This is a genomic window from Agrobacterium burrii (assembly GCF_017313405.1).
In the GTDB taxonomy this organism is placed as follows: Bacteria; Pseudomonadota; Alphaproteobacteria; order Rhizobiales; family Rhizobiaceae; genus Agrobacterium; species Agrobacterium burrii.
In genome coordinates this window covers 113,794-138,325 of record NZ_JAFLNA010000009.1, presented here as the reverse complement: position 1 = coordinate 138,325, position 24,532 = coordinate 113,794, and the positions used below count along the sequence as shown (strand labels likewise).

Here is a 24,532-nt window from a genome sequence, read left to right as displayed (position 1 = left end):
AGCGGGATCATTGGATGACCCGGCTTTGCTGGCATTCTATCAGGATGACTCCGCGCCCATTAACAAGATGTTAACAGGGCGTTGTTTCAGGCAAATTCGCCTGCCGCCTGCCCCGATGCCCAGGCCCACTGGAAATTATAACCACCCAGCCAGCCAGTCACATCAACACATTCGCCGATGAAATAGAGGTTGGCCATCGATTTCGCCGCCATGCTGCGGGAATCGAGGCCAGTGGTGTCCACGCCGCCAAGCGTAACTTCCGCCGTGCGATAACCTTCCGAACCGGCAGGCTTGATCTGCCAGTCCTGCACCTGCGCGGCCAGCTTTGTAAGAGCCTTTTCGGACATATCGGCGAGATTGCCGGTCAGGCCGGATTGTTCGACCACATGCTGGGCAAGCCGTTTTGGCAGGATTTCCGCAAGGGCGGTCTGGGCCGACTGGCGGCCGTTCTTCTGTTTGGCCTCTTTCAGCAGTGCGACGATATGCCGCCCCGGCTCCAGTTTCAGGCGGATCGTATCGCCCTCGCGCCAATAGGAGGAGATTTGCAGGATCGACGGGCCGCTCAAACCACGATGGGTGAATAGCAATGCTTCGTTGAAAGCCGTCTTGCCGTGGGAAATTTCGGCTGGGACCGCGACACCGGCAAGCGGGCTCAGCTTTTCGAGTGCAGCAGGATCGAGCGTCAGCGGCACGAGGCCGGGACGTGTCTCGATGAGCGGCAGACCGAATTGCTCGGCGATCTGATAGGCAAAACCCGTCGCCCCCATTTTCGGGATCGACTTGCCGCCCGTCGCAACGACTAAGCTTTCCGCCTCGATGACGCCGCCAGAAGTCGTTACGCGAAAACGCCCGCCATCACGGGCGACCGCCGAAACCGACGTTTCGAGCCGCAGCTTCGCATTCACCGCCTGCATTTCGCCAAGCAGCATGCGGATGATGTCCTTGGCGCTGTCATCGCAGAACAATTGGCCGAGTGTTTTTTCGTGCCAGGCAATACGGTGTTTTTCCACCAGCGCGATGAAATCGCGCGGCGTGTAGCGGGCGAGCGCGGATTTGGCGAAATGCGGGTTGGCGGAGAGGTAGTTCTTCGGCCCGGCATGGATATTGGTAAAATTGCAGCGGCCGCCGCCGGAGATGCGGATCTTTTCGCCCGGCGCTTTCGCGTGGTCGAGAATGATGACGGAGCGGCCGCGCTGGCCGGCGCGGATGGCGCACATCATGCCGGCCGCACCCGCCCCCAAAATCAGCACGTCACATTTCTCTGTCATCATTCCATCCGATCCTTTTCCTCTCCTCTTTTCGAAGTGCCGCCCGTTGTCAATGGCGCTTTCCCCCTCGCCAATTGCCAAACTACGGTTATGATGGCGCCAGTCGAAACACAGACCCGGTGATACATGCCCCCCAAGAAAACCATGCTCCGCCCGAAAAAACAGGCAACCATGGCAAAGACACCTCCCCTCGACCTTTCCTCCACCCGTGGTGTTTCCACTTGGCGCGAAGCCGCGCAATGGCTGAGAGCACGCGGGATCGAGGATATAGAATGCATCACCCCCGACCTTGCCGGCGTGGCGCGCGGCAAGATGATGCCGACGGCGAAGTTCACGGGCGATACATCGCTTGCCCTGCCGTCTGCGCTCTACCGCCATACGATCTCAGGCGAATATCCCGATGAGACGGCGAATTTCCGCTATGAGCCGCGCGACAGCGACCTGAAGCTGGTGCCTGATCTTTCCACGCTGTCCGTCGTGCCGTGGGAGAGCGACCCGACCGCGCAGGTGATCTGCGACGTGGTGGATGCCGAGGGCAATTCCGTTCCCTACACGCCGCGCAACGTGCTCAAGAACGTGGTTTCGCTTTATACCGCAAAGGGCTGGAAGCCGGTCGTGGCGCCGGAAATCGAATTTTACCTCGTCGCGGTGAATGACGATCCGGATTATCCGCTGCATCCGCCGAAGGGCCGTTCAGGCCGCTCCATCGTCGGCGGGCAGAGTTATTCCATCGCCGGCATCAACGAGTTCGACGAGTTGATCGACGACATCTATCATTTCTCGGAAAAACAGGGCCTCGAGATCGACACGCTGATCCACGAGGAAGGTCCGGCGCAGCTGGAAATCAACCTGCGTCATGGCGATCCCATCGAGCTTGCCGACCAGGTTTTCCTGTTCAAGCGCACCATCCGCGAGGCGGCGCTGAAGCACGGTATCTACGCCACCTTCATGGCCAAGCCGATGCAGGGCCAGCCGGGTTCGGCCATGCATATCCACCAGTCGGTGGTGGAGATCGATAGCGGCCGCAATATTTTCTCGAACAAGGATGGCGGCCCCTCCAAGGAGTTCTTCTCCTTCGTGGGCGGCATGCAGCGTTACGTTCCCAACGCACTGGTCATGCTCGCGCCTTACGTGAATTCCTATCGCCGCCTGACGCCCGACATGGCCTGCCCGGTCAACAATGCCTGGGGCTACGATAATCGCACGACCGCCTTCCGGGTGCCGATTTCCAGCCCGCAGGCGCGTCGCGTCGAAAACCGCCTGCCGAGTTCGGACGCCAATCCGTATCTCGCTCTTGCTGCGTCGCTTGGCTGCGGCTGGCTTGGCATCGTCAACAATATCGAACCGACCGAACCGACCGCCGAGACGGCCAACGAAGGCTCCATCGACCTGCCGCGCGGGCTTTTGGAGGCCGTGGCGCTGCTGGAAGGCGAAGAGCAGTTCGACCGGGTGTTCGGCCATGAATTCGTCGGCCTTTATGCCGGCCTGAAACGCGGGGAGTTCGAAACCTTCATGCAGGTTATCAGCCCGTGGGAGCGGGAATTCCTGCTTCTCAACGTGTGAGGTATCCCGAGCATGACATGGCAAAGCCCGATTGCGCCCGGAATTTCCTGGTATCAGGCAAGCGTCGGCGAGCGGCCGGACTATTCCGCGCTCGACGGCTCGAAACAGGTGGATGTCGCGATCATCGGCGGCGGTTATACCGGCCTTCAAGCCGCGTGTAACCTCGCCGAAAACGGCGTCTCGGTCGCCCTCATAGAGGCGCATCGTTTCGGCGATGGCGCGTCGGGCCGCAATGGCGGCCAGTTCGGCACCGGCCAGCGTTCTTTTCCCGACGAGATGGAGGAACAGATCGGCTTCGAGCAATCGAAACTGCTGTTCGACATTGCCGAGGACGCCAAAAATTACGTGCGCGACTTCGCGAGCAATCGCGGCATCGACATGGAATATCTGCCGGGGCAACTCTATGTGGCGCACAAGGCCGCTTATGAGGACGACTACCGCAAAAGCGTCGATGCGATGAACAATCGCTACGGCTACCCGCATATTTCCTACATGGAACGCGGCGAAGCGCGCAAATGCGTTGGCTCTACCCATTATTTTGGCGGCACGCGTGATACCGGCACCGGCCATATCCATCCGCTGAAGCTGCTGGTCGGGTTGGCAAAGGCGGCGAAAGCTGCGGGTGCCGGCATTTACGAAATGACACCGGCGAAATCCATCCGCCAATCCGGTGGCAAGACCATCATCGAAACGCCCTTCGGCACGCTTACCGCGACAAAGGTGCTGATTGCGACGAATGCCTATATCGGCAATCTGGAGCCGATAACGGCCGCCCATATTATGCCGATCCGCTCCTTCATCGGTGCGACAGCACCGTTAGATGCGTTTCCCGACATCATTCCCGGCAAGGAAGCCGTAGCGGATTCGCGTTTCGTGGTGCGCTATTTCCGCAAGACGGCCGACAACCGGCTGCTGTTCGGCGGGCGCGAAGCCTACACGGCCGATACGCCGCGTGACATTTCCAGTCATATCCGCCGGCAGATCGCTGAAATCTATCCGGCGCTGAAGGATATCGACATCACCCATTCCTGGGGCGGCTCCGTCGGCATCACCCTGCCACGGCAAGTGTTCGTGCGGGAAGTCATGCCGGGCGTCACCTCCATCGGCGGTTATTCCGGCCATGGGGTGATGCTGTCGAATTATTGCGGCAAGCTCTATGCCGATCTCGTTCTCGGCAGACAGGACATGCTGGCGCCCTTCGCGCGGCTGAAGGTGCCATCCTTCCCCGGCGGGGCATCTCTTCGTGCGCCGCTGCTTTTCATGGCGCTTTCCTGGTACGCGTTGCGAGACAGGTTCTAATTGTTCCGCCAATTTCTGGAGATGCCATGGAAAACCAGAACGACAGGTTTGTGACAATCGCGACCGGTTACGGCCTTGCCGAGACAGCGGTGACGTGCTCGTTCCTGAACGCTTACGGAATTCGCACCATCGTCGTTCCCGCTCAGGCAGCCTCGATATTCTGGCACTACACATTTGCTTTCGGCGGAATGCGGATACGCGTCGCCGAGCGACAGTCCAGCGATGCGGAGTTGCTGCTGGACAGCGTTGAAGAGGCCGAACAAAATACCGCGGATGCGGCGCAGAAGCTGCACTGGCGCAAGATTGCCGCTGTGCTCGTCTTCTTCTTTTTTTCAGTTCCACCACCCGCTAAAGGCTTGTTCCGACACCGCGTTCACCCTTCCCAGGGCTATTTGACAAGGGCATCGGCATGAGCAATTACGATTGTCATCAAACCAAAATCATAATTTCACATAACTGAGTCTGGCATTTTTAAATCGATTAGATTATTGATGCCCCAACCTTTGAAGATCGAGAGAATCGATATGAGCAGTCAGATCATTCCTGTTGAACCTTTTGATTGTGTCGTTTTCGGCGGCACGGGCGATCTTGCCGAGCGCAAGCTTCTGCCGGCCCTTTATCACCGGCAGGTCGAAGGCCAGTTCACGGAGCCGACCCGCATCATCGGTGCGTCGCGTTCGGTCATGAGCCATGAGGAATATCGCAAATTCGCGCAGGACGCGCTGAAGGAGCACCTGAAGGCCGGCGAATATGACGACGCGCAGGTCACGCTGTTCCTCAACCGGCTTTTCTATGTGCCTGTAGATGCCAAGGGCAGCAATGGCTGGGACGTGCTGAAGAAGCTGCTCGATGAGGGCAAGGAGCGCATACGCGCATTCTATCTGGCCGTCGCGCCGGGCATTTTCGGCGACATTGCCGACAGGATCCGCGAACACAAGCTGATCACCCGCTCGACCCGCATCGTCGTCGAAAAGCCGATCGGCCGTGACCTTGCTTCGGCGCAGGAACTGAACGACACCATCGGCCACGTCTTCAAGGAAGAGCAGATCTTCCGCATCGACCACTATCTCGGCAAGGAGACAGTGCAGAACCTGATGGCGCTGCGCTTCGCCAACGCGCTTTACGAGCCGTTGTGGAATTCCGCCCACATCGACCATGTGCAGATCACGGTTGCGGAAGCCGTCGGTCTTGAAGGCCGTGCGGGTTATTACGACAAGGCCGGCGCGCTGCGTGACATGGTGCAGAACCATATTCTGCAATTGCTTTGCCTCGTAGCCATGGAACCGCCCGCCTCGATGAAATCGGAAGCTGTGCGTGATGAAAAGCTCAAGGTTCTGCGTTCGCTGAAGCCTATCGACACCAGCAATGTCGAAAAGCTGACCGTTCGTGGCCAGTACCGCGCCGGCGCTTCCGCCGGGGGTCCGGTGAAGGGCTATCTGGAAGAGCTGGAAGGCGGCGTTTCCAACACCGAAACCTTTGTCGCCATCAAGGCCGAAATCGCCAACTGGCGCTGGGCCGGCGTGCCCTTCTACATCCGCACCGGCAAACGCCTTGCGACCCGCGTTTCGGAAATCGTCGTCACCTTCAAGCAGATCCCGCATTCGATCTTCGACGATGCGGCCGGCAAGATCGAGGCCAACAAGCTGGTCATTCGCCTGCAGCCGGATGAAGGCGTCAAGCAGTCGCTCCTCATCAAGGACCCCGGCCCGGGCGGCATGCGCCTGCGTCAAGTGTCGCTGGATATGAGCTTTGCCGAAGCCTTCAACGTGCGCAGCCCCGATGCCTATGAGCGGCTGTTGATGGACACTATCCGCTCCAACCAGACGCTGTTCATGCGCCGCGACGAAGTGGAAGCGGCATGGGACTGGGTCGACCCCATTCTCAAGAGCTGGGAAGATCTGGCGCAGGGCGTGCAGGGTTATACTGCCGGCACCTGGGGTCCGAGCGGCTCGATCGCGCTCATCGAGCGTGACGGCCGCACCTGGCACGATGGAGATTGAGGATGACGGAGATGAGTGAGACATTGCATGTCTTCGACAGCGCCACTGAGCTCGCCTCCGCGCTGGCAATTGAAGTTGCCAGCCGCCTTTCGGCCGCAACGCAGGAGCGCGGCACGGCGAGCATCGCCGTTTCCGGCGGCTCGACGCCCAAGCTGTTCTTTCAGGCGCTTTCCAAACACGATCTCGACTGGCCCAATATCAGCGTGACGCTGGTGGACGAACGTTTCGTGCCGCCGGAAAGCGACCGTTCGAACCATCGCCTCGTTGCCGATAACCTGTTGCAGGACAAGGCAAAGGCGGCCTATTTCGTGCCGCTGTTCCAGCCGGCGGCCTCGCCGGAGGATGCGGCAACGCTTGCGACCGTCAAGACCGAGGCGATCTGCGATCCTTTCGACGTTGTCATTCTGGGTATGGGAACGGACGGCCACACGGCATCGTTCTTCCCCGGCGGAGACAATCTCTATGAGGCGCTCGACCTCGACGAACCGCGTGGTGTTCTGACCATGGCGGCGGAAAATGCGGGTGAGGAGCGGCTGACGTTCAACTTCTCAAGCCTGCATGACGCCGATTTTCTGGTGTTGCATATCGAAGGTGCGGCCAAGAAAGCGACGCTTGAAAAAGCGCAGTCGGGTGAGGATGAGGACGAAATGCCGATCCGCGCCGTGCTGAACCGGGCAGAAACGCCCGTCGACATATACTGGGCGCCATAAGCCAACGCGGCTGCCGTAACCGCGGCCCGCGAAAACGCCCGAAGACATGAAGACAGAAACACGACAACCGGCCGTTCACCTCCCGGAACGCCGGTTGCCGACCAACGAACAGGATGAACGCCCATGTCCGCCGATTCCCGCATTCAGGCCATCACCGCCCGCATCGTCGAACGTTCCAAGCCCTACCGCGAGACCTATCTCGAGCGGTTGCGGCTGCAGGTCTCAAAAGGCGTTCACCGTTCCGTTTTGTCTTGCGGCAACCTCGCACATGGGTTTGCGGTCTGTTCCCCCGCCGACAAGGACATCCTTGCCGGCGACCGGGTTCCCAATCTCGGCATCATCACCGCCTATAACGATATGCTCTCCGCGCATCAGCCTTATGAGATCTTTCCCGCGATCATCCGTGATGCGGCCAAAGAAGCTGGCGGCATCGCCCAGGTGGCAGGTGCCGTTCCGGCCATGTGTGATGGCGTGACACAAGGCCAGCCCGGCATGGAGCTGTCGCTGTTTTCCCGCGATGCCATCGCCATGGCTGCCGGCATCGGCCTGTCGCACAACATGTTCGACGCCGCCGTCTATCTCGGTGTCTGCGACAAGATCGTGCCCGGCCTCGTGATCGCGGCACTCGCCTTCGGTCACCTGCCCGCCGTTTTCGTTCCCGCCGGCCCGATGACATCAGGCCTGCCGAATGACGAAAAATCCCGCATCCGCCAGCTTTATGCCGAAGGCAAGGTTGGCCGCGAGGAGCTTCTGGAAGCGGAATCGAAATCCTATCATGGCCCCGGCACCTGCACCTTCTACGGCACCGCCAATTCGAACCAGATGCTGATGGAGATCATGGGCTTCCATATGCCCGGCTCCTCTTTCATCAACCCCGGCACACCGCTGCGTGATGCGCTGACGCGCGAAGCGACCAAGCGGGCGCTCGCCATCACTGCGCAGGGCAATGAATTTACGCCGGCGGGCGAAATGATCGATGAACGGTCGGTCGTCAACGGCGTCGTCGGCCTGCATGCGACGGGTGGTTCCACCAATCACACCATGCACCTGATCGCCATGGCGCGCGCCGCAGGCATCATTCTCACCTGGCAGGATATTTCCGATCTCTCGGATATCGTGCCGTTGCTCGCCCGCGTCTACCCCAACGGGCTTGCGGATGTGAACCACTTCCACGCCGCCGGCGGCATGGGCTTCCTCATCAAGCAGCTTCTGAAACAGGGCTTTGTGCATGACGATGTGCGCACCGTCTTCGGACAGGGTCTCGCAGCCTATACCGTGGATGCCATGCTGGACGAAAAGGGCGCGGTCGCGCGTCAGCCCTCCCCCGAGCAGAGCCACGACCCGAAGGTGCTTTCCAGCATCGAAACGCCGTTCCAGCCGACCGGCGGCCTGAAGATGCTGACGGGCAATCTCGGCAAATCGGTCATCAAGATTTCCGCCGTCAAACCGGAACGCCACATTATCGAAGCACCCGCGATCGTCTTCGACGACCAGCAGGCACTTCAGGACGCCTTCAAGGACGGCAAGCTCAACCGCGACTTCATCGCCGTCGTCCGCTTCCAGGGGCCGAAGGCCAACGGCATGCCGGAGCTGCACCGCCTGACGCCGCCACTCGGCGTGTTGCAGGATCGTGGTTTCAAGGTGGCGCTGGTGACGGACGGGCGCATGTCCGGCGCATCCGGCAAGGTGCCGGCCGCCATCCATGTGACGCCGGAAGCCTCCGACTGCGGCCCGATCTCACTCATCCGCGATGGCGACATCATCCGTCTCGATGCTATTTCCGGAACGCTGGAAGTTCTCGTTTCCGCTGCCGAACTGGCAAAGCGCGAACCGGCACGCGCCGATCTTTCCGGCAATGAATGGGGTATGGGCCGCGAACTTTTCGCCCCCTTCCGCCGCAATGCCGGCCCGGCCGATCAGGGCGCCAGCGTGCTCTTCCATTGATTTTTTGAGAGGCGAAGGCCGATACGGCTTTCGCCTTTCAACCCTGCTTTGCGGTATCATTTCACCGCACTTTCTCGCCCCCGATAATCCGGCGCAGAAACAGCTTTATTTCCCATTTCTTAAAAGTCACACTTGTCATGCGGCTGTGATGATCGCCCTATAGGGCCTTCTCGAGCAACCGTGGGACGACGGTGCAGTTTCGGATGATGGGGCCACGACATGACAATTTTCTCAAGCAAACGCCGCGATGTGCTGAAGCTTATGGCCGGCACCGCCGTGCTGCCGCTGATTGCGTTGGCAACACCAGCGATGGCGCAGGACGTGGCCCTGCGCGCCATCGTCATCTCCGATCTGCATTCCGCCTATGAACGCATCGGCCAGCTTCTTGCTGCCATCGAAACGCGCATTGCTGCCGACAAGGCGCCCCACATCATTCTGCTGAATGGCGACCTGTTCGAACTGGGCAATGCGGTGGCCACCCGTTCGGCCGGCGAAATCGAATGGACGTTCCTGGCCGCACTCGCCAAGCTCGCCCCCACCGTCATCAATATCGGCAATCATGAACCCGATATCGACAACGATCTTGCCAATTTCGTCAGCCGCGCCCAGGCACTGGGTATCACCGTGCTTTCCAACATCGTCGACAAGCGTAGCGGAAAGCCTTATGCACCTGCCAGTGCCGAGGTGAGCGTCGGTGGACGGCAGGTCGTCGTGGCAGGTCTCGCCACCAATGCGATCAACACCTATCCGAAGGCGACACGCGAAATGCTCGACATTCCGCAGCCGGTGGAATGGGCGAAGGCCAATCTTCCGCAAATCGTTAAACCGGATGCGATCAACATCGTTCTCAGCCATGCCGGCGTCGTTGCCGACCGCGATATTCTGCCGCTGCTGTCGGATGGCACGCTGCTGGTCGGCGGTCACGATCACCTGAACTTCGTGCATGAACAGGGCGCCACGCGTTATGTCCATACCGGCTCATGGTGCACCTCGATGACGGTTGCGACCATCACCACCCCCGGCAAGGCTCCAGCCATTGAAACGATCGCGATCGATAGCGACACTCCCGCCTCCCCGGCCCTCAAAAGCCTGATCGAACAGACGCTCGAAAAGCACCTGACGGCAGAAGAACAGGCGGTTGTCGGTAAATCCGCCAAGGCAATGACTGTCGATGAGGCCGGCCGCCATGTGGCGCAGCTTATCGCTGCGAAAACTGGCGCGGATGTCGGTTTCATCGGCCATACGTCGCTCGGCGCCGGTCTGCCGCAGGGCGATATTCGCCGCTACGATTTCAACGCCTCGCTGCGTTTCGACGGCAAGCTGATGGTGACGGAAGTGGATGGTGACGCGCTTGCCCAAATCCTTGAGCGTTGCAACCAGGATGGCGACATTCCGCTTGCTGCGCGCACCGGCGATTATCTCTACGCCATGCCGGAAAAGCCGGAAACGAAACAACGCTACAAGCTGGTCTGCAACGACTGGTCAGCCACCAACCAGAAATCCTATTTCGGCCGCAGCGATCTCGCCTTCACCGAAGTGCCTGAAGTGAAGCTGAAGCAGACGGTTCTGGGCGGGCTTTCTTAAATCCCCTCGACAGCTCTGGATATCTCAGAAAGACCGGATATCGAGCTTCCGGTCTTTGTGCCCCGGGTGCGTACTGAACACGAAAACGCGGTCCAGTTCCTTCTGCGTCAACATGCGCAGGAAGCGGACGTGGATGGTGTTGTTGGCGTTGACGCGCAACATCACGCAGCCGATCTTGGTGATGCGGGCGTCGGGAATATCGAGATAGAACTGGTTCGGCAGGCTGTATTTAGTCAGCAGCGCCAGCACCGCTTCGGTCTGGGAGATGCGGATGACGTCACAACGGCGGGCGGCCATGTGCATGACGGCCTTCTCGGTATATTCGATGCGCGCCGCATTCATGGTGTCTTCCATGCGAAACCGGCCTTCGCGGTCGTACATGAAGGATTCTTCCTTGCTCAGGTAATTGTTCCTGATGACACCCGCACTGCTCTGCACGTCCCGGACTCCCATGCTCTCTCAACAGATCAAGATTAGGCCATAGTCTTTAACAATTCATATCAGACTTGTCTCAAACAGACCGGAAGCGGGACATTCCCGATGTTTTTCCACAGTGGCAAAAACTCACAAAAAAGCCCCGGAACGGTAAGGTTCCGGGGCATGTCTGTAGATATCGCCAGCGATTATGGGCGGTAGGTCTTGCCCTCGGCGTCGAAGAGATGGAGCTTTTCCTGCGGTGCTGCAAACCGCAGGGTTTCGCCCTTTGCGACGGAGACGATGCCCGGTATCTTGACGATGATCGGCTCCTGCCCCTTCGGAGCCTCAAGATAGAGCAGCGTCACTTCGCCCAGAGCCTCGACGATCGAGACCTTGCCTTCGAAAAGATAGTCATCGCCGGTGACGATGCTCAGATCTTCCGGCCGGACACCGAAGCTCGCGGCCTTGCCTTGCTCGGTTGCGGGCGTCGGAACAGTGACGGCGAGTGTCTTGCCTCCAGCCAGTTCGATCGAGGTGCGTTCACCGGTTCCGGCAATCTTTGCCGCAATGATGTTCATGGCGGGCGAGCCAATGAAGCGGGCCACGAAGAGATTGGCCGGCCTTTCGTAAAGCTCCAGCGGCGGGCCGACCTGTTCCACCCGGCCGGCATTCAACACGACGATGCGGTCCGCCAGCGTCATCGCCTCCACCTGATCGTGGGTGACGTAGATCATCGTCGTTTCGGCCATCTGCTCGTTGAGCTTGGCGATTTCGATGCGGGTTGCGACACGCAGCGCCGCATCAAGGTTCGACAGCGGTTCATCGAACAGGAAGACCTTGGGATTGCGGCAGATGGCGCGGCCGATGGCGACCCGCTGGCGTTGGCCACCGGACAGGGCCTTGGGCAGACGCTCCAGATATTGCGTCAGTTGCAGGATTTCGGCAGCGGCACGGACGCGGCGGTCGATCTCCTGACGGCTCTCCTTGGCGATCTTCATGCCGAAGGCCATGTTGTCGTAGACCGTCATATGCGGATAGAGCGCGTAGGACTGGAACACCATGGCAATGCCCCGGCGCGAGGGCGGGATTTCATTGACCAGCTGACCGTCGATGAACATCTCGCCGCCGGTGATTTCCTCCAGACCGGCGATCATGCGCAGCAACGTCGATTTTCCGCAGCCCGAGGGGCCGACGAAGACGATGAATTCGCCCTGTTCGATCTCCAGATCGATGCCGTGCAGGACCTTTACCTGCCCGTATGATTTGCGGATATCCTTGAGAACGAGACTTGTCATGGGTGTTCCTCCCTATTCTGTCAGGCGTAACGGGCGAAGAAAGCGCCCCATGCCGGAAGTTCTACGCTTCTGCCCTCAAGGCCGCTTGCAAAGCCGTGGCCTTCGAGAACCTCCCAGTTCCCTTCCGGCAGCGTGGCTTTTGCCGGCGTTGCAGACAGATTGAAGAGGCACAGCACGGTTTCGTTGCCGAGCGTGCGGGTGTAGCTCGAAATCTCGCCCTCCACCGGCTGAAACTCGATGCCGCCCTTGGCGAACGCCGGGTGCTTTTTGCGGAAGGAGAGGAAGCGGCGATAGTGCTCCAGCACCGAGGCCTCGTTGCCCTGCTGGGCGCTGACGGCATTCTGCCTGTGCTCGGCCGGAATGGGCAACCAGGTCTTGTCCGAGGTCGAGAAACCGGCCTGCGCATGGCCCGCATCCCACACCATCGGCGTGCGGCAACCATCGCGGCCCTTGAATTCCGGCCAGAACTGGATGCCGTAGGGGTCCTGCAAATCCTCAAACGCGATATCGGCTTCGGTGAGGCCGAGTTCCTCGCCCTCATAGATGCAGACGGAGCCTCGCTGCGTCATCAACAGTGCCGACAGCACCTTGGCGAAGGCGTCCTTATCCTCGACATGCTCGCCCCAGCGGCTGACGTGGCGCACGACATCGTGGTTGGAGAAAGCCCAGCAGGCCCAGCCTTCCGGTGCTGCTCTGGCAAAATCCGCCTGCACATCGGCAACGCGCTGCGGAGTGAGCGCATCGGGTGCGAGGAATTCGAAGGCGTAACACATCTGCATCTTGTCGTCGCCGGAGGTATATTCGCCGACGATTTCGAGACCGCGCTGGCTGTCGCCCACTTCGCCGACGGCGGCAATGTCAGGGAATTCGTCCAGCACCGCACGGAAGCGCTTCAGGAAGGCGATGTTTTCCGGGCGATTCTTGTCGTAGAGATGTTCCTGGAAGTTATAGGGGTTGACCGCAGGCGCCGTGGAGGCGTTGCGGCGCTCCGGTGCGAGCGCCGGGTTGTCGCGCAATTCCAGATCATGGAAATAGAAGTTGATGGTGTCGAGGCGGAAACCATCGACGCCGCGCTTCAGCCAGAAGCGGGTGGCGTTCAGCAGTTCTTCCTGGACTTCTGCGTTATGCAGGTTGAGGTCCGGCTGTGAGGTCAGGAAGTTGTGCATGTAATATTGCATGCGGGTCGGATCCCACTGCCAGCCCGAGCCGCCGAAGATCGACAGCCAGTTGTTGGGCGGCGTGCCATCCGGTTTGGCGTCAGACCAGACATACCAGTCGGACCTGGGATTGTTGCGGCTGGCGCGGCTTTCCACGAACCATGGATGCTGGTCGGAGGTGTGCGACAAAACGAGGTCGATCATGACGCGGATGCCGAGGCGGTGGGCTTCGGCAATCAGGCCGTCGAAATCGGCAAGCGTGCCGAACATCGGATCGACATCGACATAGTTCGAGACGTCGTAACCGAAATCCTTCATTGGCGAGGTGAAGAACGGGGAAATCCAGATGGCATCGGCACCGAGGCCAGCAATATGCGCCAGCCGGTCGGTGATGCCCTTGAGGTCACCGATGCCGTCGCCATTGGAGTCCTGATAGGAGCGCGGATAGATCTGATAGATAACCGCACCGCGCCACCAATCCTTGTTGGGCGTCAAAGCGGAAGTCACCGGAGCGATCATGGAAGTGTCCTGTTTGGTATGGGCGTTCATGGAATTATCAGCCTCCCTTGACGGAGCCTGCCAGCAGGCCGCGCACGAGATAGCGTTGAAGGGCGAAGAAGACGCCGAGCGGCACGATGATGGTGACGAAAGCCGAGGCGGTAAGGATTTCCCAATTGCCGCCGCGCGAGCCGAGCAACGCGTTGAGCGCACCGGTCAGCACCAGCTCGTCCTTCTGCGTACCGAGGAAAACCATGGCGACGAGCAGGTCGTTCCAGGTCCACAGGAACTGGAAGATGGCGAAGGAGGCAAGTGCGGGGAAGGACAGCGGCAGGATGATCTTGACGAAGATTTCGAAATCGCTCGCGCCATCCACCCGGGCGCTTTCGATGATCTCTTTTGGCAGGCCGGAAATATAGTTGCGCAGCAGATAGATGGCGAGCGGCAGGCCAAAGGCGGTGTGCGCCAGCCAGATGCCGGCATAGGTCTTGGACGGAACGCCGAAGATAGTGCCGATTTCATTGTACAGTCTCAGAAGGGGGATGAGTGACATCTGCAGCGGCACGACGATCAGGCCCACCACCATGGCAATCAAGAGATTACGGCCGGAAAAGTTCATCCACGACAGGGCATAAGCGGCAAAGGCGGCGATGAGGATGGGGATGACGGTTGCGGGAACGGCCACCGTCAGCGAGTTGACGAAGGACTGGCCGATGCCTTCCGAGGTCAGGACCGTGCGATAATTGTCGAGCGTGAAGACAGGCGGCGTGGCGACGGAAATATAGACGCGCTTGCCGCGAGAGCCTTCGAAGCTTGAGGCTTTGCTATATTCGTAAGTGCCGTCTTCGTTGACGAGCAGCGTCTCGCCATCGCCAATGTCCGCGGCTTCGCCGGCCTTGAAAGCCGTCGGTTCCTGCACGCGAACGCCAAAGGCTGCGACCTTGCCGCCCTTCCCGTTTTCGAAGACATTGCCTGATATGACGTAACGGCTGCCATCCTGCTTCTGGACGGTGGCATCGGCAAGGCGAACGGCCGCCGTCTGTTCAGAGCTTGAGAAGGCCGTCCACCAGCCGGAGACGGTGATCTGGTCCTTGTCGCGCAACGAGCTGACGAGAATGCCGAGTGTCGGCAACAGCCAGAGAAGCACTACGACCAGCACGCTGGCATGGACGATGAGGCGCGGCAGGCCGACGCGGCGCAGGCGTTTGACGATATTCATCTCAGCGACCCTCCATCTCGCGGTTGGCCTGGCGGATGTTCCAGACCATGATCGGGGTGACGGCCGCCATGATGATGAGCGCGATGACGGCACTTCGGCCGCTATCGCCGCCGCCGCGGAACATCCAATCGAACATGAGGTTGGCGAGGACCATGGTGTTCCACTGGCCGTTGGTCATGGTCAGCACGATGTCGAAGACCTTGAGAACGAGAATGGTGATCGTCGTCCAGACGACGGCGATGGTGCCCCAGATTTGCGGAACCATGATTTTCCAGAAAATCTGCCAGCCATTGGCACCGTCGATGACCGCAGCCTCGATGGTCTCTTCCGGAATACCGCGTAGCGCTGCCGAAAGGATGACCATGGCGAAACCGGTCTGAATCCAGATCAGGATGACCATCAGGAAGAAATTGTTCCAGAAGGGCATGGAAATCCAAACCTCGGGACTGCCGCCGAAAAACTCGACGACGGCGTTCAGAAGGCCGATCTGCACCTGACCTTCGGCACGGTATTCGTAGATGAACTTCCAGATGACGGACGCGCCGACGAAGGAGATCGCCATCGGCATGAAGACGATGGATTTGGCGATATTGCCCCACCAGATGCGGTCGGTCATGACGGCGATGACGAGGCCGAAGAAGGTACAGGCGGCCGGCACGACGGCGAGCCAGAGGATGTTGTTGAAGATCGACTGGCGGAAACCGGCATCGAAGAACGCCCAGCGGTAATTGGCAAGGCCGACGAACTCGCTGCCTGTCCGGTCGTAAAACGACAGGATCAGCGTCGCGACAACGGGATAAACCAGATAGACGAGAAGCAGGATCAAGGCGGGGCCAACAAACAGCCATGGCCGAACCGCCGCGCGGCGGTTGAGATTGCGCGATGCCTGCAGCACGTCTCCCGAGCGGACGGGAAAGATGACCTGCAACAATTTGTCGGATAGCCAATAATAGGCGGCGCAGGCAAAAACCCCTGCCACCATGACGCCGATGGCAGAAACGAGTTGTTGAGCCATGGTCCCCTCCCTTGATCCTTTCCGCGCCGCGCTGATTTATGCGGTCGTCGGGCCGTTCCTTTGGTAAAGGCCCGGCAGCAGCAAGCCGCCGGGCCTGATCCAGTATGTTTACTTCAGGCCGTCCCAGGCCTTCTGGATATCGGCCGCGACCTGATCGGCGGACTTGCCGCCGACGAAATCGATCATGCCGGTCCAGAATGCGCCGGCACCGATCTTGCCGGGCATCAGGTCGGAACCATCGAAACCGAAGGTCGTCGCCGTGGTCAGGATTTCACCCTGGCGCTTCATCTGCTCGTTGGCATAGGTGTCGACATTCACACCCTTATACGGCGTCAGGAAGCTGGACTGCGCCATCCACACCTCATGGGCGATCGGGGTTTTCAGGAATTCGACGAATGCCTTGGCGGCAGGCGCTTCCTTGGTGACGGTAACCAGCGTGCCGGCACCGAGAACCGGCTTGCCGAGTTCAGGCTTGGACGCATAGGTCGGCATGTAGAAGAAATCCGCATCCGTGCCGACCTTGGTTCCTTCAGGGAAGAAGGACGGAATGAACGATGCCTGATGGTGCAGGTAGCACTTCGGCGGAATGTCGAAGAGGCCCTTCGGGCTGTCGCGGAAGTCGGTGGAGGCCACGGCAGCCACGCCGCCGCTCACATATTTTTCGTTCTTGGCGAATTTGCCGAATTCGTTGATCGCTTCGACTACGGCCGGATCGGTGAACTTCACCTCGTTCGTCGTCCATTTCTGATAGACGTCGAGCGACTGCGTGCGCAGCATCAGGTCTTCCACCCAGTCGGTTGCCGGCCAACCGGTCGCACCGCCGGAGCCGAGACCGATGCACCAGGGCGTACCGCCATCGGCGACGATCTGGTCGGTCAGCTTGAACAGGTCTTCCATGGTCTCAGGGACTTTATAGCCCGCTTCCTCGAAATTCTCAGGCACGTACCAGACGAGCGATTTCACGTCGGCCTTGAACGGGAATGCGAAATAAGCCTTGTTGCCGTCCTTGCCCTTGTAGCTGCCAAGATCGACCCAGGACTTGCCGGCGCCGTAATTTTCCTCGACCCATTTGGCCGTGTCATCGCCGAGCGGCACGAGGAATCCCTTGGCGGCGAGATCGGCCAGAAGGCCAGGCTGCGGCAGAATGGCGATATTGGGCGGCGAACCCGCCTGTGTGTCGATGACGATCTGCTGTTCGTAATTTTCCGACGAGGAATAGCGGACGGTCACGCCGGTCGCATCGGAGAAATAGGCAAGCACCGACTGGAACAGCGCCTCGTCCTCACCGCGCCATGGGCCGAAAATCGTCAGTGTCTGGCCCTTCAGGTCGGCATGGGCCGCTTTGAAGTCTTCGTAGCTTTTCCAGTTGAACTTGGCGTCCCCACCGGGCGCGAATTTCAGGTCGGCGGCAAAAGCCGCACCCGACAGCAGCAACATCGAAGCCGCCGTCGCCAAAAGAGTCTTCCGCATGTGATTTACCTCCCATCACATAAAAGCCTCAAAGCGTCCTCTTCCAATCAAAGCGCTTTGGCTGCCTATTCATCTCATTGTCATTGAGAAAGAGTCAAGAGGCTGTTTCTACGGAAAGGTTGTCGTGCCTTGCGAATAGTCATATTTATTTAGAAAGGCGGCTATCGTTTTCGATTGAGAAAAGCGGCAGAGGCTGGTAAAAATCTAAAGCGCTTTGGGAATCTGAGGAGAGGCTTTTGCCGTTTCCCAAGGCGCGCGCATGGAGGAAATACGGACATGAACCTGAAACAGTTGTCGCAACTGCTCGGCATTTCGCAGACCACCGTCAGCAGGGCGCTCAACGGTTATCCCGAGGTGAGCGCCGAGACACGCCGCCGTGTCATGGAGGCCGCCGAAAAGACGGGATATCGCCCGAATGCCGCAGCACAACGGCTAGCGACCGGTAAGGTCGGCTCCATCGGGCTCGTCATGCCGATTGGCGAACACCACCGCTCCGACGTGCATTTCGGCGAATTCCTGAGTGGCCTTGGGGAGGAAGCGTCGCGCAGCGGCTTTCACCTCGTCATCATGCCCACGGAGCCGGAGAAGGAACGCGAAGCGCTGCGCGGGCTGGCGGCAAGCGGCAGTGTCGATGGCATCTATCTCGCTTATATGAAAAAGAACGATGCGCGCATCGCCATGATGCAGTCGCTCTCCCTGCCCTTCCTCGTGCATGGCAGGTCCGTCGGCGTGGAGGAGAATTATCCCTATCTCGATGTGGATAATGAGGGTGCGTTTCGCGATGCGACCCAGCTTCTCCTCCAGCTTGGCCATACGCGCATTGGGCTTCTGAACGGCCCGGAGGGTTATGACTTTACCTATCGGCGCTGTCTCGGGGTGGAGAAGGCCTTGGCTGCGAACGGCCTGACCCTGCACCCGAACAATAAAAGACATGGCAGCATGACGGATGAGGAAGGTTATCTCGGTATGGAGGCGCTGCTGTCCCGGCCGGAAAAGCCGACCGCCATTCTCTGCGCCAGTACCGCGCTTGCGCTCGGCGCGATCCGCTCGCTTAACCAGCGCGGCTTAAAACCCGGCAGGGATATTTCGCTGATCGCCCATGACGACGTGCTGCCGCTGCTGAAGCCGGATAATTTTTCCGTGCCGCTCACCACCACCCGCTCATCGCTTCGTGCCGCGGGCGTGCGCGTCGGTCAACGCCTGATCAATCGGATCAAGTTCGCGCAAATGGAACCGCATCAGGAACTCTGGAAGGCGGAGCTTGTGGTGCGCTCTTCGACGGGGCCGGCTCCAAAAGCGTAGCAGCCGGCCTGATCGCAAAAACTCAGAACGTCGGCGCTGTCTTGCCCAGCGAACGATAAGCGGCGATGACGGTGTTGGCCATCAGCATGGCGATCGTCATCGGGCCGACACCGCCCGGAACGGGCGAAATCGCAGCGGCAACCGCGCTTGCCTCATCGAAGGCGACATCGCCGACCAGCTTCGACTTGCCTTCGCCCTTTTCGGGTGCGGGAATGCGGTTGATGCCGACATCGATGACGGTTGCGCCTGATTTCACCCAGTCGCCCTTCACCATCGCCGCGCGGCCAACGGCCGCCACGAGAATATCGGCCGTCTTGCAGACTGTGGCGAGATCCCTGGTGCGCGAATGCGCCATCGTCACCGTGGCATTGGCATTGAGAAGAAGCTGGCCCATCGGCTTGCCGAACAGGTTCGAGCGGCCGATGACGACGGCATTCAGACCGGAAAGATCGTCGCCGTGAATGCCGCGCACCAGAAGCATGGCGCCGGCCGGCGTGCAGGAAATAAGCCCGGTGGCGAGATCGCCCGTCGCCAGCTTGCCGGCGTTCAACACGCTCAGGCCGTCTACGTCCTTCTCGGGCAGGATCGACTGGATGATCTCATCGGAATTGAAGTGCTTCGGCAGGGGAAGCTGCACCAGAATGCCGTGGATGGAGGCATCGGCGTTCAGTTCGCCGACCAGCTTCAGAAGCTCACTTTGCGTCGTCTCTTCCGGCAGCGTGTGCTGGACGGAGTTGAAACCACATTGCTTGGCCATCTTGCTCTTGGAGTTCACGTAAGCATGGCTGGCCGGATCATTACCGACGATGACAACCGCGAGACCGGGCTTCACGCCCTTTTCCGTCTCAAGCGCTTCTGCCGATATGCGGACCGCCTCCGTTACCGAAGCCGCCTTCGCCTTCCCGTCAATCACAACTGCCATGCGTCTTGCTCCTGCTGGATTACGTTGGCCCCGTATGGTGCCCCCTTTGCAGGAATGCAAGCAAAAATACAGCCTCGTCAGGCAGTTTTGCGGTAGTCGTCCTGGTGATCGGCGTAATCGGCGAGACGCTCTCTTAGATGCGCCAGCTCGCGTCTCAATTCCGCCAACTCCTCGGCTTCGGCCTGTTCATGATCGAAGTGTCCGGCAAGGGCTTCATTGAGCAATGGCGGGAGCTCCGATGACATTTGAGTGGCGCTTCTGACCGTTCGGTTACCCATCAGCACCTGCCGCACGCGCTCGTCCAGCGGCATATCATCGGCATCATTTGCAGCTTCGGCATAATAGTCTGCGACGGCGTCTTCAGGCTGGACGTAATCGTCTGCGGCAAGGACTTCCAGATCATCGAAAACCGCCGGCTCAATTTGCTCGAATTCGGAAAATTGCAGCGATTGCTCCGGCCCATCCATGGAAGCGGGAAGTTGCGCTTCATTTTCGACGACCAGCGCGTCCTCTTGCTCCTCGTCATGGCGACGATAGCTCAGAAGATAAAGGCTGCCCAGCAGACCGATCAGGCCGCCGCCACCTGCCATCATCGCCGCCTGCGTCAGATCACGCGACAGCTCGCCGGGTCCAGCCTTCTTTGCAAGGCGGGTTTCGATGGCGGGTGTGGAGGAAGAGGACAGCTCACGGCGCTCGCTCGCTTCCAGATAGGCATTTCTCGCTGTCTCAAGCTCAGCCTGCAATCGCGAAAGCTCACCGGGGGCGACGCCCAGAGCCTCTAAGCGGTCAAGGTGCTTCTTACGCTCGCCATTCGCGGTCGCAATCTCCTGGGCGACGCGCTTTTCATCCACACGCAAACCTTCAACCACTTGGCGCAATGCGGGAGCCGCCAGCGCCTGTATGGCATCCACCGCATTCTGGGCGGCGATGCGGCGAGGGTGTTTGGGACCGTAATCAACCGAGACACTGGCAAGTGTCATGCTGGCGGTCGCGTGTTTCTGCCTGATATCCTCAAGCGCTGCGAAAGCCGCGCCGGCCGGCAAAGGCTTCGACAAAACATCATTCGGCTTAAGGGTGGAGGCTACCGTCAAATCTGCCTGAAGCGACTGCTGGTACTGTGTGCTGCCCGCACGGCTGTCGTTCACCTCACGCAATTGCTGTTCGAGCTGCTGCACTTCCGATAGAACAGCATCGCCATGGCGCATCTGGAAGCCGTTCAATGCCGCTTCCGCCTCGTCCAGCCTTGTCCTTGCCCGCTCGGTCTCACGCATGGCGGGCGTCATGGTGCCGGCCTTGCCATCCGCCATGACCCGCATCGAAAGATAATCGGTCAGCCGCATCGCGCCTTCCGGCGTCGCGGCCTTCGCAGTCACGATCAGCGTATTTTCATCCGGCGTCAGTTCCAGCCGTATCGCCTCACCCACCGCGCCATTCAGTGCTTCTCGCGGCGAAAGCGGACGTGCGTCCGCGCCTGTCAAAAGATCGACGAGCAGGCCAAGCTCACCCTGATTGCGAACGCCCACCATATCGGCGGGTTTCAGCTTCAGATCGCCGCTGATCCGGTCAAGCCCGGCGGGAGATAACAGGGTGCGTCGCGCCATCGCCAAAAAGCGGGTCGCATCGGGCGCATCATAGGACGCCTGGGTGACCTCGATCCGGGCCTGCGAAACATATCCGCGAAAGCCGGAATCGATCAGCAGCAACGGAAGGGCCGCGCCGGTAACGGTAGCGGCAACGACGCAACCAGCAGTCAAAAGCCGCAGACAATGTCTGCGCCATTGCGACGGGAGTACGGCGACATCGTCCTCGTCGGGGCGGATCGCCATCATATCCGGACTGTTATCAACCATCTGAAGCCGTCTGCCACGCTCGGTGCCGCCCGCAACGGGCGACTGTCAAAACCTTACGAGAGGTTAAAGGATCGTGGCAAACAAATGGTTAACGTGGGCTTCGCGAACCCGTCTCAGCTTTGCCGAGCGCAATGTGCCACGGTTCAGCACAGAGGCTGTAGAGCCAGCTCATATGCAGCTTGCGAAAGATTTCCGGCATGCCCGCCACTTCGGACGACAGCACCTTGAACAATGGGCCGACCGCGATTGCGACGCGCACGTCCTGACGGCTGACGGTCCTGTGCAACCATGTCTCCTGATTTTCACCGCTCATGCCGGCAAGCAGAATATCGACCTTCACCCCGGAGGCGTCCCGGCCCAGCATCACAAAATCATGCCATGGTGCGTGGGCGCGCAGCTTTGCCAGCACTTCACTAAGCTGCGCCGCATCGTCGCCTGCAACGCCGATCCGTTTCGGCACCGCCATATAGGTCAGAAGCGCCATGACGAAAGCGACACCATCGATGACAACAGGCAGAGGCTTGCCATTTTCCACACGGGCGGCGGCATTCATCGCCTTGCCCTGCGGCAGAAGCAGGCAGCTTTCGAGAATCTCGCGGTAAGCGATATCTTTGAGCGACAGTCGGGCTTTATCGATGGTGAGAAAGGAGAGCATCGTGTGCCCTTCGCAAGCCGAAGCCCGGCCGCTGACCAGTTCCAGTGCCCCATTCCAGTCGAGATCACAGACACGCAGTCCTTGGATATTCCGTTGCGATCCCGGCCGCGCAAAACCTGACGCGAAACTCATTACCAACCCCCGAATGCCAAACCCACCGCCGCCAATCCGGCGCATGGTTGCGGGACGGCGGCTCATGGATCTGTTTATACAGGTGCAGGTTGAAGTTATGCTGAAAGCAATCGCTCGAATATTCGGGCTCGTGCAAAGGAACGGTTAACCAGACCGGGAAACCGTCCGTCGGCGGGCGCGTGAGCCGCCCCCTGCGACGTTAGTGGCTGGGCGCGGCGGCCGCTTCTTTTCCAGCTTCGGCCTTCTCGCCCTCGACGATCTTGACCGAACGGGGCGTGCCATTGCCGTTCTGCTCGCGAATATCGGCCTTCGACAGATAATCCAGCTGCTCGATAAGCACATCCTCGACCACCTCGTCTTCAAGCCTCTTGTTCAGCCCCTCGCGGATGCGCTGCTTGAAGGCCGCGGGATCGAAGGTGGAAATATTGGCGATGTTGACCATGGAAGAACCCGCCAGCAGCGTGAACAATTCGTCGGTCATCAGCTGCGTTGCCGGCAGCTCGATCTTCGCCATCTTGTCCTTGTCGACGCGCAGCGAAATCCGGCTGAGGAAATAGCCGTTCACCCCGCCATCATTGATGACGGGAATGGTGATGCTTTCACCCTTGACCAATTGCAGATTGGTCTTTTTCGCGCCCGCCTCATCTCCCGGCGCCGTCGCCATCTGGACGGAGAAATACACCGCGCCGAGCGTGACGGCGCAAACCCAGACGCCGGTGAGAAGAAGCTTCAACATCAGGAGGCGGCACCGTACATGAACTGTTCCTGCGAATAGGTGCCGTCCGTATCGGCTTCCTGGATCGCGTTCTTCAGCAGGTCCGCAACAGCACGAACAGCGTTCAGATGCGCCTCAACGCGGCTGGCATTGGTTGCGAGCTTGGACTTGATGCCCTTCACCTGCTCCAGATAACCACCGGCGATGTCTTCGCGCGGTGTGTCGCGAAACAGCATGGTGAGTTCATAGAGGCAGCGGCTTTTATGGGCGTTGGAAACCTTGAAGTCGAATTGCGGATCCTTACCGATATTATCGTTCTCATTGTCGATGATCATCTCAAGGCGGCCGAGAACGGATTGGATACGGTGGTCGTTCGACATAAGGTCCATGCTTGTCTCCTCGTTAAGGTTTTTCATTCTCAAGCCTCGTCCGTTTTATCATTGGAAACGCCGAGGACCTGCCGCTCGAACTCCGCCACCATCCGAATTGCAGCATTATGGTCTTTTTCATTCATCGATACGTCGGTGATGCCTTTGCTTTCGGCTTTCCGCAACGCATCCTTGTAGGCCTGCTCCGCAATGCCGACGCCGCCATTTCGGGAGATCGTGTCGGCAAACTGTTCCGCCATCATGCTTTTCCAGATTTCGCCGGCATTACCCTTGCCATAAACTTCCTCGCTGTCTTTCGGCAGCATGTTGGCAACGAAGGTCTGGAGAACCGAGGCTTCATATTTGCGGTAGGTTTCAGGAATCTCCGTGCGCGCTGAACGAATATTGGTATCGCCAAGGCCCGCCTTCGAAGAGGCGCCATCCAGCATATCGACGGCGGCGCCAAAGCCCTTGCCCGCATCTGCAAGGCTGGTTGCGGCAAAAGCCGCCTTGTTCGCTTTGAGTTTTTCCTGGGCGATCTGTACTTCCTGGGGGTCCGCAGCGCGCACCACATCCATCACCAGATCACTTATAACCGATATCGCCACGTCCCGATCTCCCGAGCTGACGAACGTGTGGCATGGAAAGCCGACGCGTCCGTTCAATCAAGAAACATCGCCGGAGACGTCTTTCGAACGCCCGCGATGCAACAATGGAACGGACTATGGATCGCCAACCTTGCTGGAGGCTGGTGTCCGAGATGCGTTTGTCATTTCAAGCAGATCATAGATTGCATTGTCGTCGGCCTCGCGATCCTCGAGATCGCGGGCAAGGTGCATTCTGTCCTCAAGCCGATCGGCCTTGGTCTTTTCCTTCAGCACCTTGTTTTCCTGCAATTGCTGCACGCCGGCAAGCTGGCGGTCCTTGACGACAAGGCGGCCGTAACGATCCGAATAATGTCTGGAAAACGTCTGATGCACCGGCTCCATGGAACTCATGGCTTCCAGCACGTTGTCCATGGATTGCGCCACTTCGGTACGCACGCGGGTGGTATCGGCCAGCTCCACCTCGGCCATTTTTTCCATGTGGCGCTGGACCGTTACCAGACGCTTGAGTTTTGCTGAGCGCTTGTCCGAAGCCATGGCTTTC

At 59.5% G+C, this 24,532-nt stretch carries 22 protein-coding genes; 8 read left to right on the top strand and 14 right to left on the bottom strand.

Going from position 1 to position 24,532, the window contains the following annotated elements; genetic code table 11:
* Positions 1 to 86: 86 nt before the first annotated feature.
* Positions 87 to 1,271: a BaiN/RdsA family NAD(P)/FAD-dependent oxidoreductase gene (locus tag JZX89_RS17445; RefSeq protein WP_207134856.1), complete on the bottom strand. Its 1,185-nt coding sequence runs from the start codon at positions 1,269 to 1,271 to the stop codon at positions 87 to 89.
* Positions 1,272 to 1,394: 123 nt separating this feature from the next.
* On the opposite strand from JZX89_RS17445, the gene JZX89_RS17440 reads away from it, so the two are divergent.
* The 7 genes from JZX89_RS17440 to JZX89_RS17410 all read left to right on the top strand — a co-directional run bounded on the left by JZX89_RS17440 (position 1,395) and on the right by JZX89_RS17410 (position 10,368).
* Positions 1,395 to 2,831, top strand: a complete 1,437-nt coding sequence (locus tag JZX89_RS17440; protein WP_207134855.1) for a glutamine synthetase family protein — start codon at positions 1,395 to 1,397, stop codon at positions 2,829 to 2,831.
* A gap of 12 nt (positions 2,832 to 2,843) precedes the next feature.
* Positions 2,844 to 4,130, top strand: a complete 1,287-nt coding sequence (locus tag JZX89_RS17435; protein ID WP_207134854.1) for an NAD(P)/FAD-dependent oxidoreductase — start codon at positions 2,844 to 2,846, stop codon at positions 4,128 to 4,130.
* Between the two features lie 26 nt (positions 4,131 to 4,156).
* On the top strand, positions 4,157 to 4,543 hold the full coding sequence (locus JZX89_RS17430) for a hypothetical protein (RefSeq protein WP_207134853.1): 387 nt from the start codon (positions 4,157 to 4,159) through the stop codon (positions 4,541 to 4,543).
* A 111-nt stretch (positions 4,544 to 4,654) separates the two neighbouring features.
* Positions 4,655 to 6,130: a glucose-6-phosphate dehydrogenase gene (zwf, locus tag JZX89_RS17425; RefSeq protein ID WP_149898597.1), complete on the top strand. Its 1,476-nt coding sequence runs from the start codon at positions 4,655 to 4,657 to the stop codon at positions 6,128 to 6,130.
* An 11-nt stretch (positions 6,131 to 6,141) separates the two neighbouring features.
* Positions 6,142 to 6,840: a 6-phosphogluconolactonase gene (pgl, locus tag JZX89_RS17420; protein WP_207134852.1), complete on the top strand. Its 699-nt coding sequence runs from the start codon at positions 6,142 to 6,144 to the stop codon at positions 6,838 to 6,840.
* Positions 6,841 to 6,963: 123 nt separating this feature from the next.
* A complete protein-coding gene (gene edd, locus JZX89_RS17415; protein WP_149898595.1) occupies positions 6,964 to 8,784 on the top strand; it encodes a phosphogluconate dehydratase in 1,821 nt (606 codons plus the stop codon).
* Positions 8,785 to 9,003: 219 nt separating this feature from the next.
* Positions 9,004 to 10,368 (top strand): metallophosphoesterase, encoded by a 1,365-nt coding sequence (locus JZX89_RS17410; protein ID WP_207134851.1) that lies wholly within the window; start codon positions 9,004 to 9,006, stop codon positions 10,366 to 10,368.
* 24 nt (positions 10,369 to 10,392) lie between these two features.
* Here the strand turns inward: JZX89_RS17410 and JZX89_RS17405 are convergent, their stop codons facing one another.
* The 6 genes from JZX89_RS17405 to JZX89_RS17380 all read right to left on the bottom strand — a co-directional run bounded on the left by JZX89_RS17405 (position 10,393) and on the right by JZX89_RS17380 (position 17,439).
* On the bottom strand, positions 10,393 to 10,749 hold the full coding sequence (locus tag JZX89_RS17405; protein ID WP_174373143.1) for a hypothetical protein: 357 nt from the start codon (positions 10,747 to 10,749) through the stop codon (positions 10,393 to 10,395).
* A 242-nt stretch (positions 10,750 to 10,991) separates the two neighbouring features.
* Positions 10,992 to 12,080 carry an ABC transporter ATP-binding protein gene (locus tag JZX89_RS17400; RefSeq protein WP_207134850.1) on the bottom strand — a complete coding sequence of 363 codons (1,089 nt, stop codon included), beginning with the start codon at positions 12,078 to 12,080 and terminating at the stop codon, positions 10,992 to 10,994.
* A gap of 20 nt (positions 12,081 to 12,100) precedes the next feature.
* Complete coding sequence (gene bglA / locus JZX89_RS17395) at positions 12,101 to 13,756, bottom strand: beta-galactosidase BglA (RefSeq protein WP_207134925.1); 1,656 nt, start codon at positions 13,754 to 13,756, stop codon at positions 12,101 to 12,103.
* A gap of 37 nt (positions 13,757 to 13,793) precedes the next feature.
* Positions 13,794 to 14,954: a carbohydrate ABC transporter permease gene (locus JZX89_RS17390; RefSeq protein ID WP_153513190.1), complete on the bottom strand. Its 1,161-nt coding sequence runs from the start codon at positions 14,952 to 14,954 to the stop codon at positions 13,794 to 13,796.
* Position 14,955: 1 nt separating this feature from the next.
* The gene (locus JZX89_RS17385; protein ID WP_194287513.1) at positions 14,956 to 15,969 is read right to left on the bottom strand and encodes a carbohydrate ABC transporter permease; all 1,014 of its coding nucleotides are present in this window, start codon (positions 15,967 to 15,969) and stop codon (positions 14,956 to 14,958) included.
* A gap of 108 nt (positions 15,970 to 16,077) precedes the next feature.
* Positions 16,078 to 17,439, bottom strand: a complete 1,362-nt coding sequence (locus JZX89_RS17380; protein WP_207134849.1) for an ABC transporter substrate-binding protein — start codon at positions 17,437 to 17,439, stop codon at positions 16,078 to 16,080.
* 276 nt (positions 17,440 to 17,715) lie between these two features.
* Between JZX89_RS17380 and JZX89_RS17375 the strand changes: the two genes are divergently transcribed.
* On the top strand, positions 17,716 to 18,741 hold the full coding sequence (locus JZX89_RS17375; RefSeq protein WP_174373083.1) for a LacI family DNA-binding transcriptional regulator: 1,026 nt from the start codon (positions 17,716 to 17,718) through the stop codon (positions 18,739 to 18,741).
* Between the two features lie 22 nt (positions 18,742 to 18,763).
* Here JZX89_RS17375 and JZX89_RS17370 read toward each other — a convergent pair whose 3' ends face one another.
* The 7 genes from JZX89_RS17370 to JZX89_RS17340 all read right to left on the bottom strand — a co-directional run bounded on the left by JZX89_RS17370 (position 18,764) and on the right by JZX89_RS17340 (position 24,525).
* Complete coding sequence (locus JZX89_RS17370; RefSeq protein WP_207134848.1) at positions 18,764 to 19,663, bottom strand: bifunctional methylenetetrahydrofolate dehydrogenase/methenyltetrahydrofolate cyclohydrolase; 900 nt, start codon at positions 19,661 to 19,663, stop codon at positions 18,764 to 18,766.
* A gap of 77 nt (positions 19,664 to 19,740) precedes the next feature.
* Positions 19,741 to 21,513 (bottom strand): GumC domain-containing protein, encoded by a 1,773-nt coding sequence (locus tag JZX89_RS17365; protein WP_207134847.1) that lies wholly within the window; start codon positions 21,511 to 21,513, stop codon positions 19,741 to 19,743.
* 88 nt (positions 21,514 to 21,601) lie between these two features.
* Positions 21,602 to 22,300 carry a WecB/TagA/CpsF family glycosyltransferase gene (locus JZX89_RS17360; protein WP_207134846.1) on the bottom strand — a complete coding sequence of 233 codons (699 nt, stop codon included), beginning with the start codon at positions 22,298 to 22,300 and terminating at the stop codon, positions 21,602 to 21,604.
* A gap of 199 nt (positions 22,301 to 22,499) precedes the next feature.
* Positions 22,500 to 23,036, bottom strand: a complete 537-nt coding sequence (locus tag JZX89_RS17355) for a hypothetical protein (protein ID WP_207134845.1) — start codon at positions 23,034 to 23,036, stop codon at positions 22,500 to 22,502.
* Entirely contained in the window at positions 23,036 to 23,404 is a 369-nt protein-coding gene (locus tag JZX89_RS17350; protein WP_046800735.1) for a hypothetical protein, read from the bottom strand. The genes JZX89_RS17355 and JZX89_RS17350 overlap by 1 nt, the downstream gene beginning before the upstream one ends.
* 29 nt (positions 23,405 to 23,433) lie before the next feature.
* Positions 23,434 to 23,991 (bottom strand): rod-binding protein, encoded by a 558-nt coding sequence (locus JZX89_RS17345; protein ID WP_046800607.1) that lies wholly within the window; start codon positions 23,989 to 23,991, stop codon positions 23,434 to 23,436.
* A gap of 114 nt (positions 23,992 to 24,105) precedes the next feature.
* A complete protein-coding gene (locus JZX89_RS17340; RefSeq protein WP_046800606.1) occupies positions 24,106 to 24,525 on the bottom strand; it encodes a hypothetical protein in 420 nt (139 codons plus the stop codon).
* Between the last annotated feature and the right edge of the window lie 7 nt (positions 24,526 to 24,532).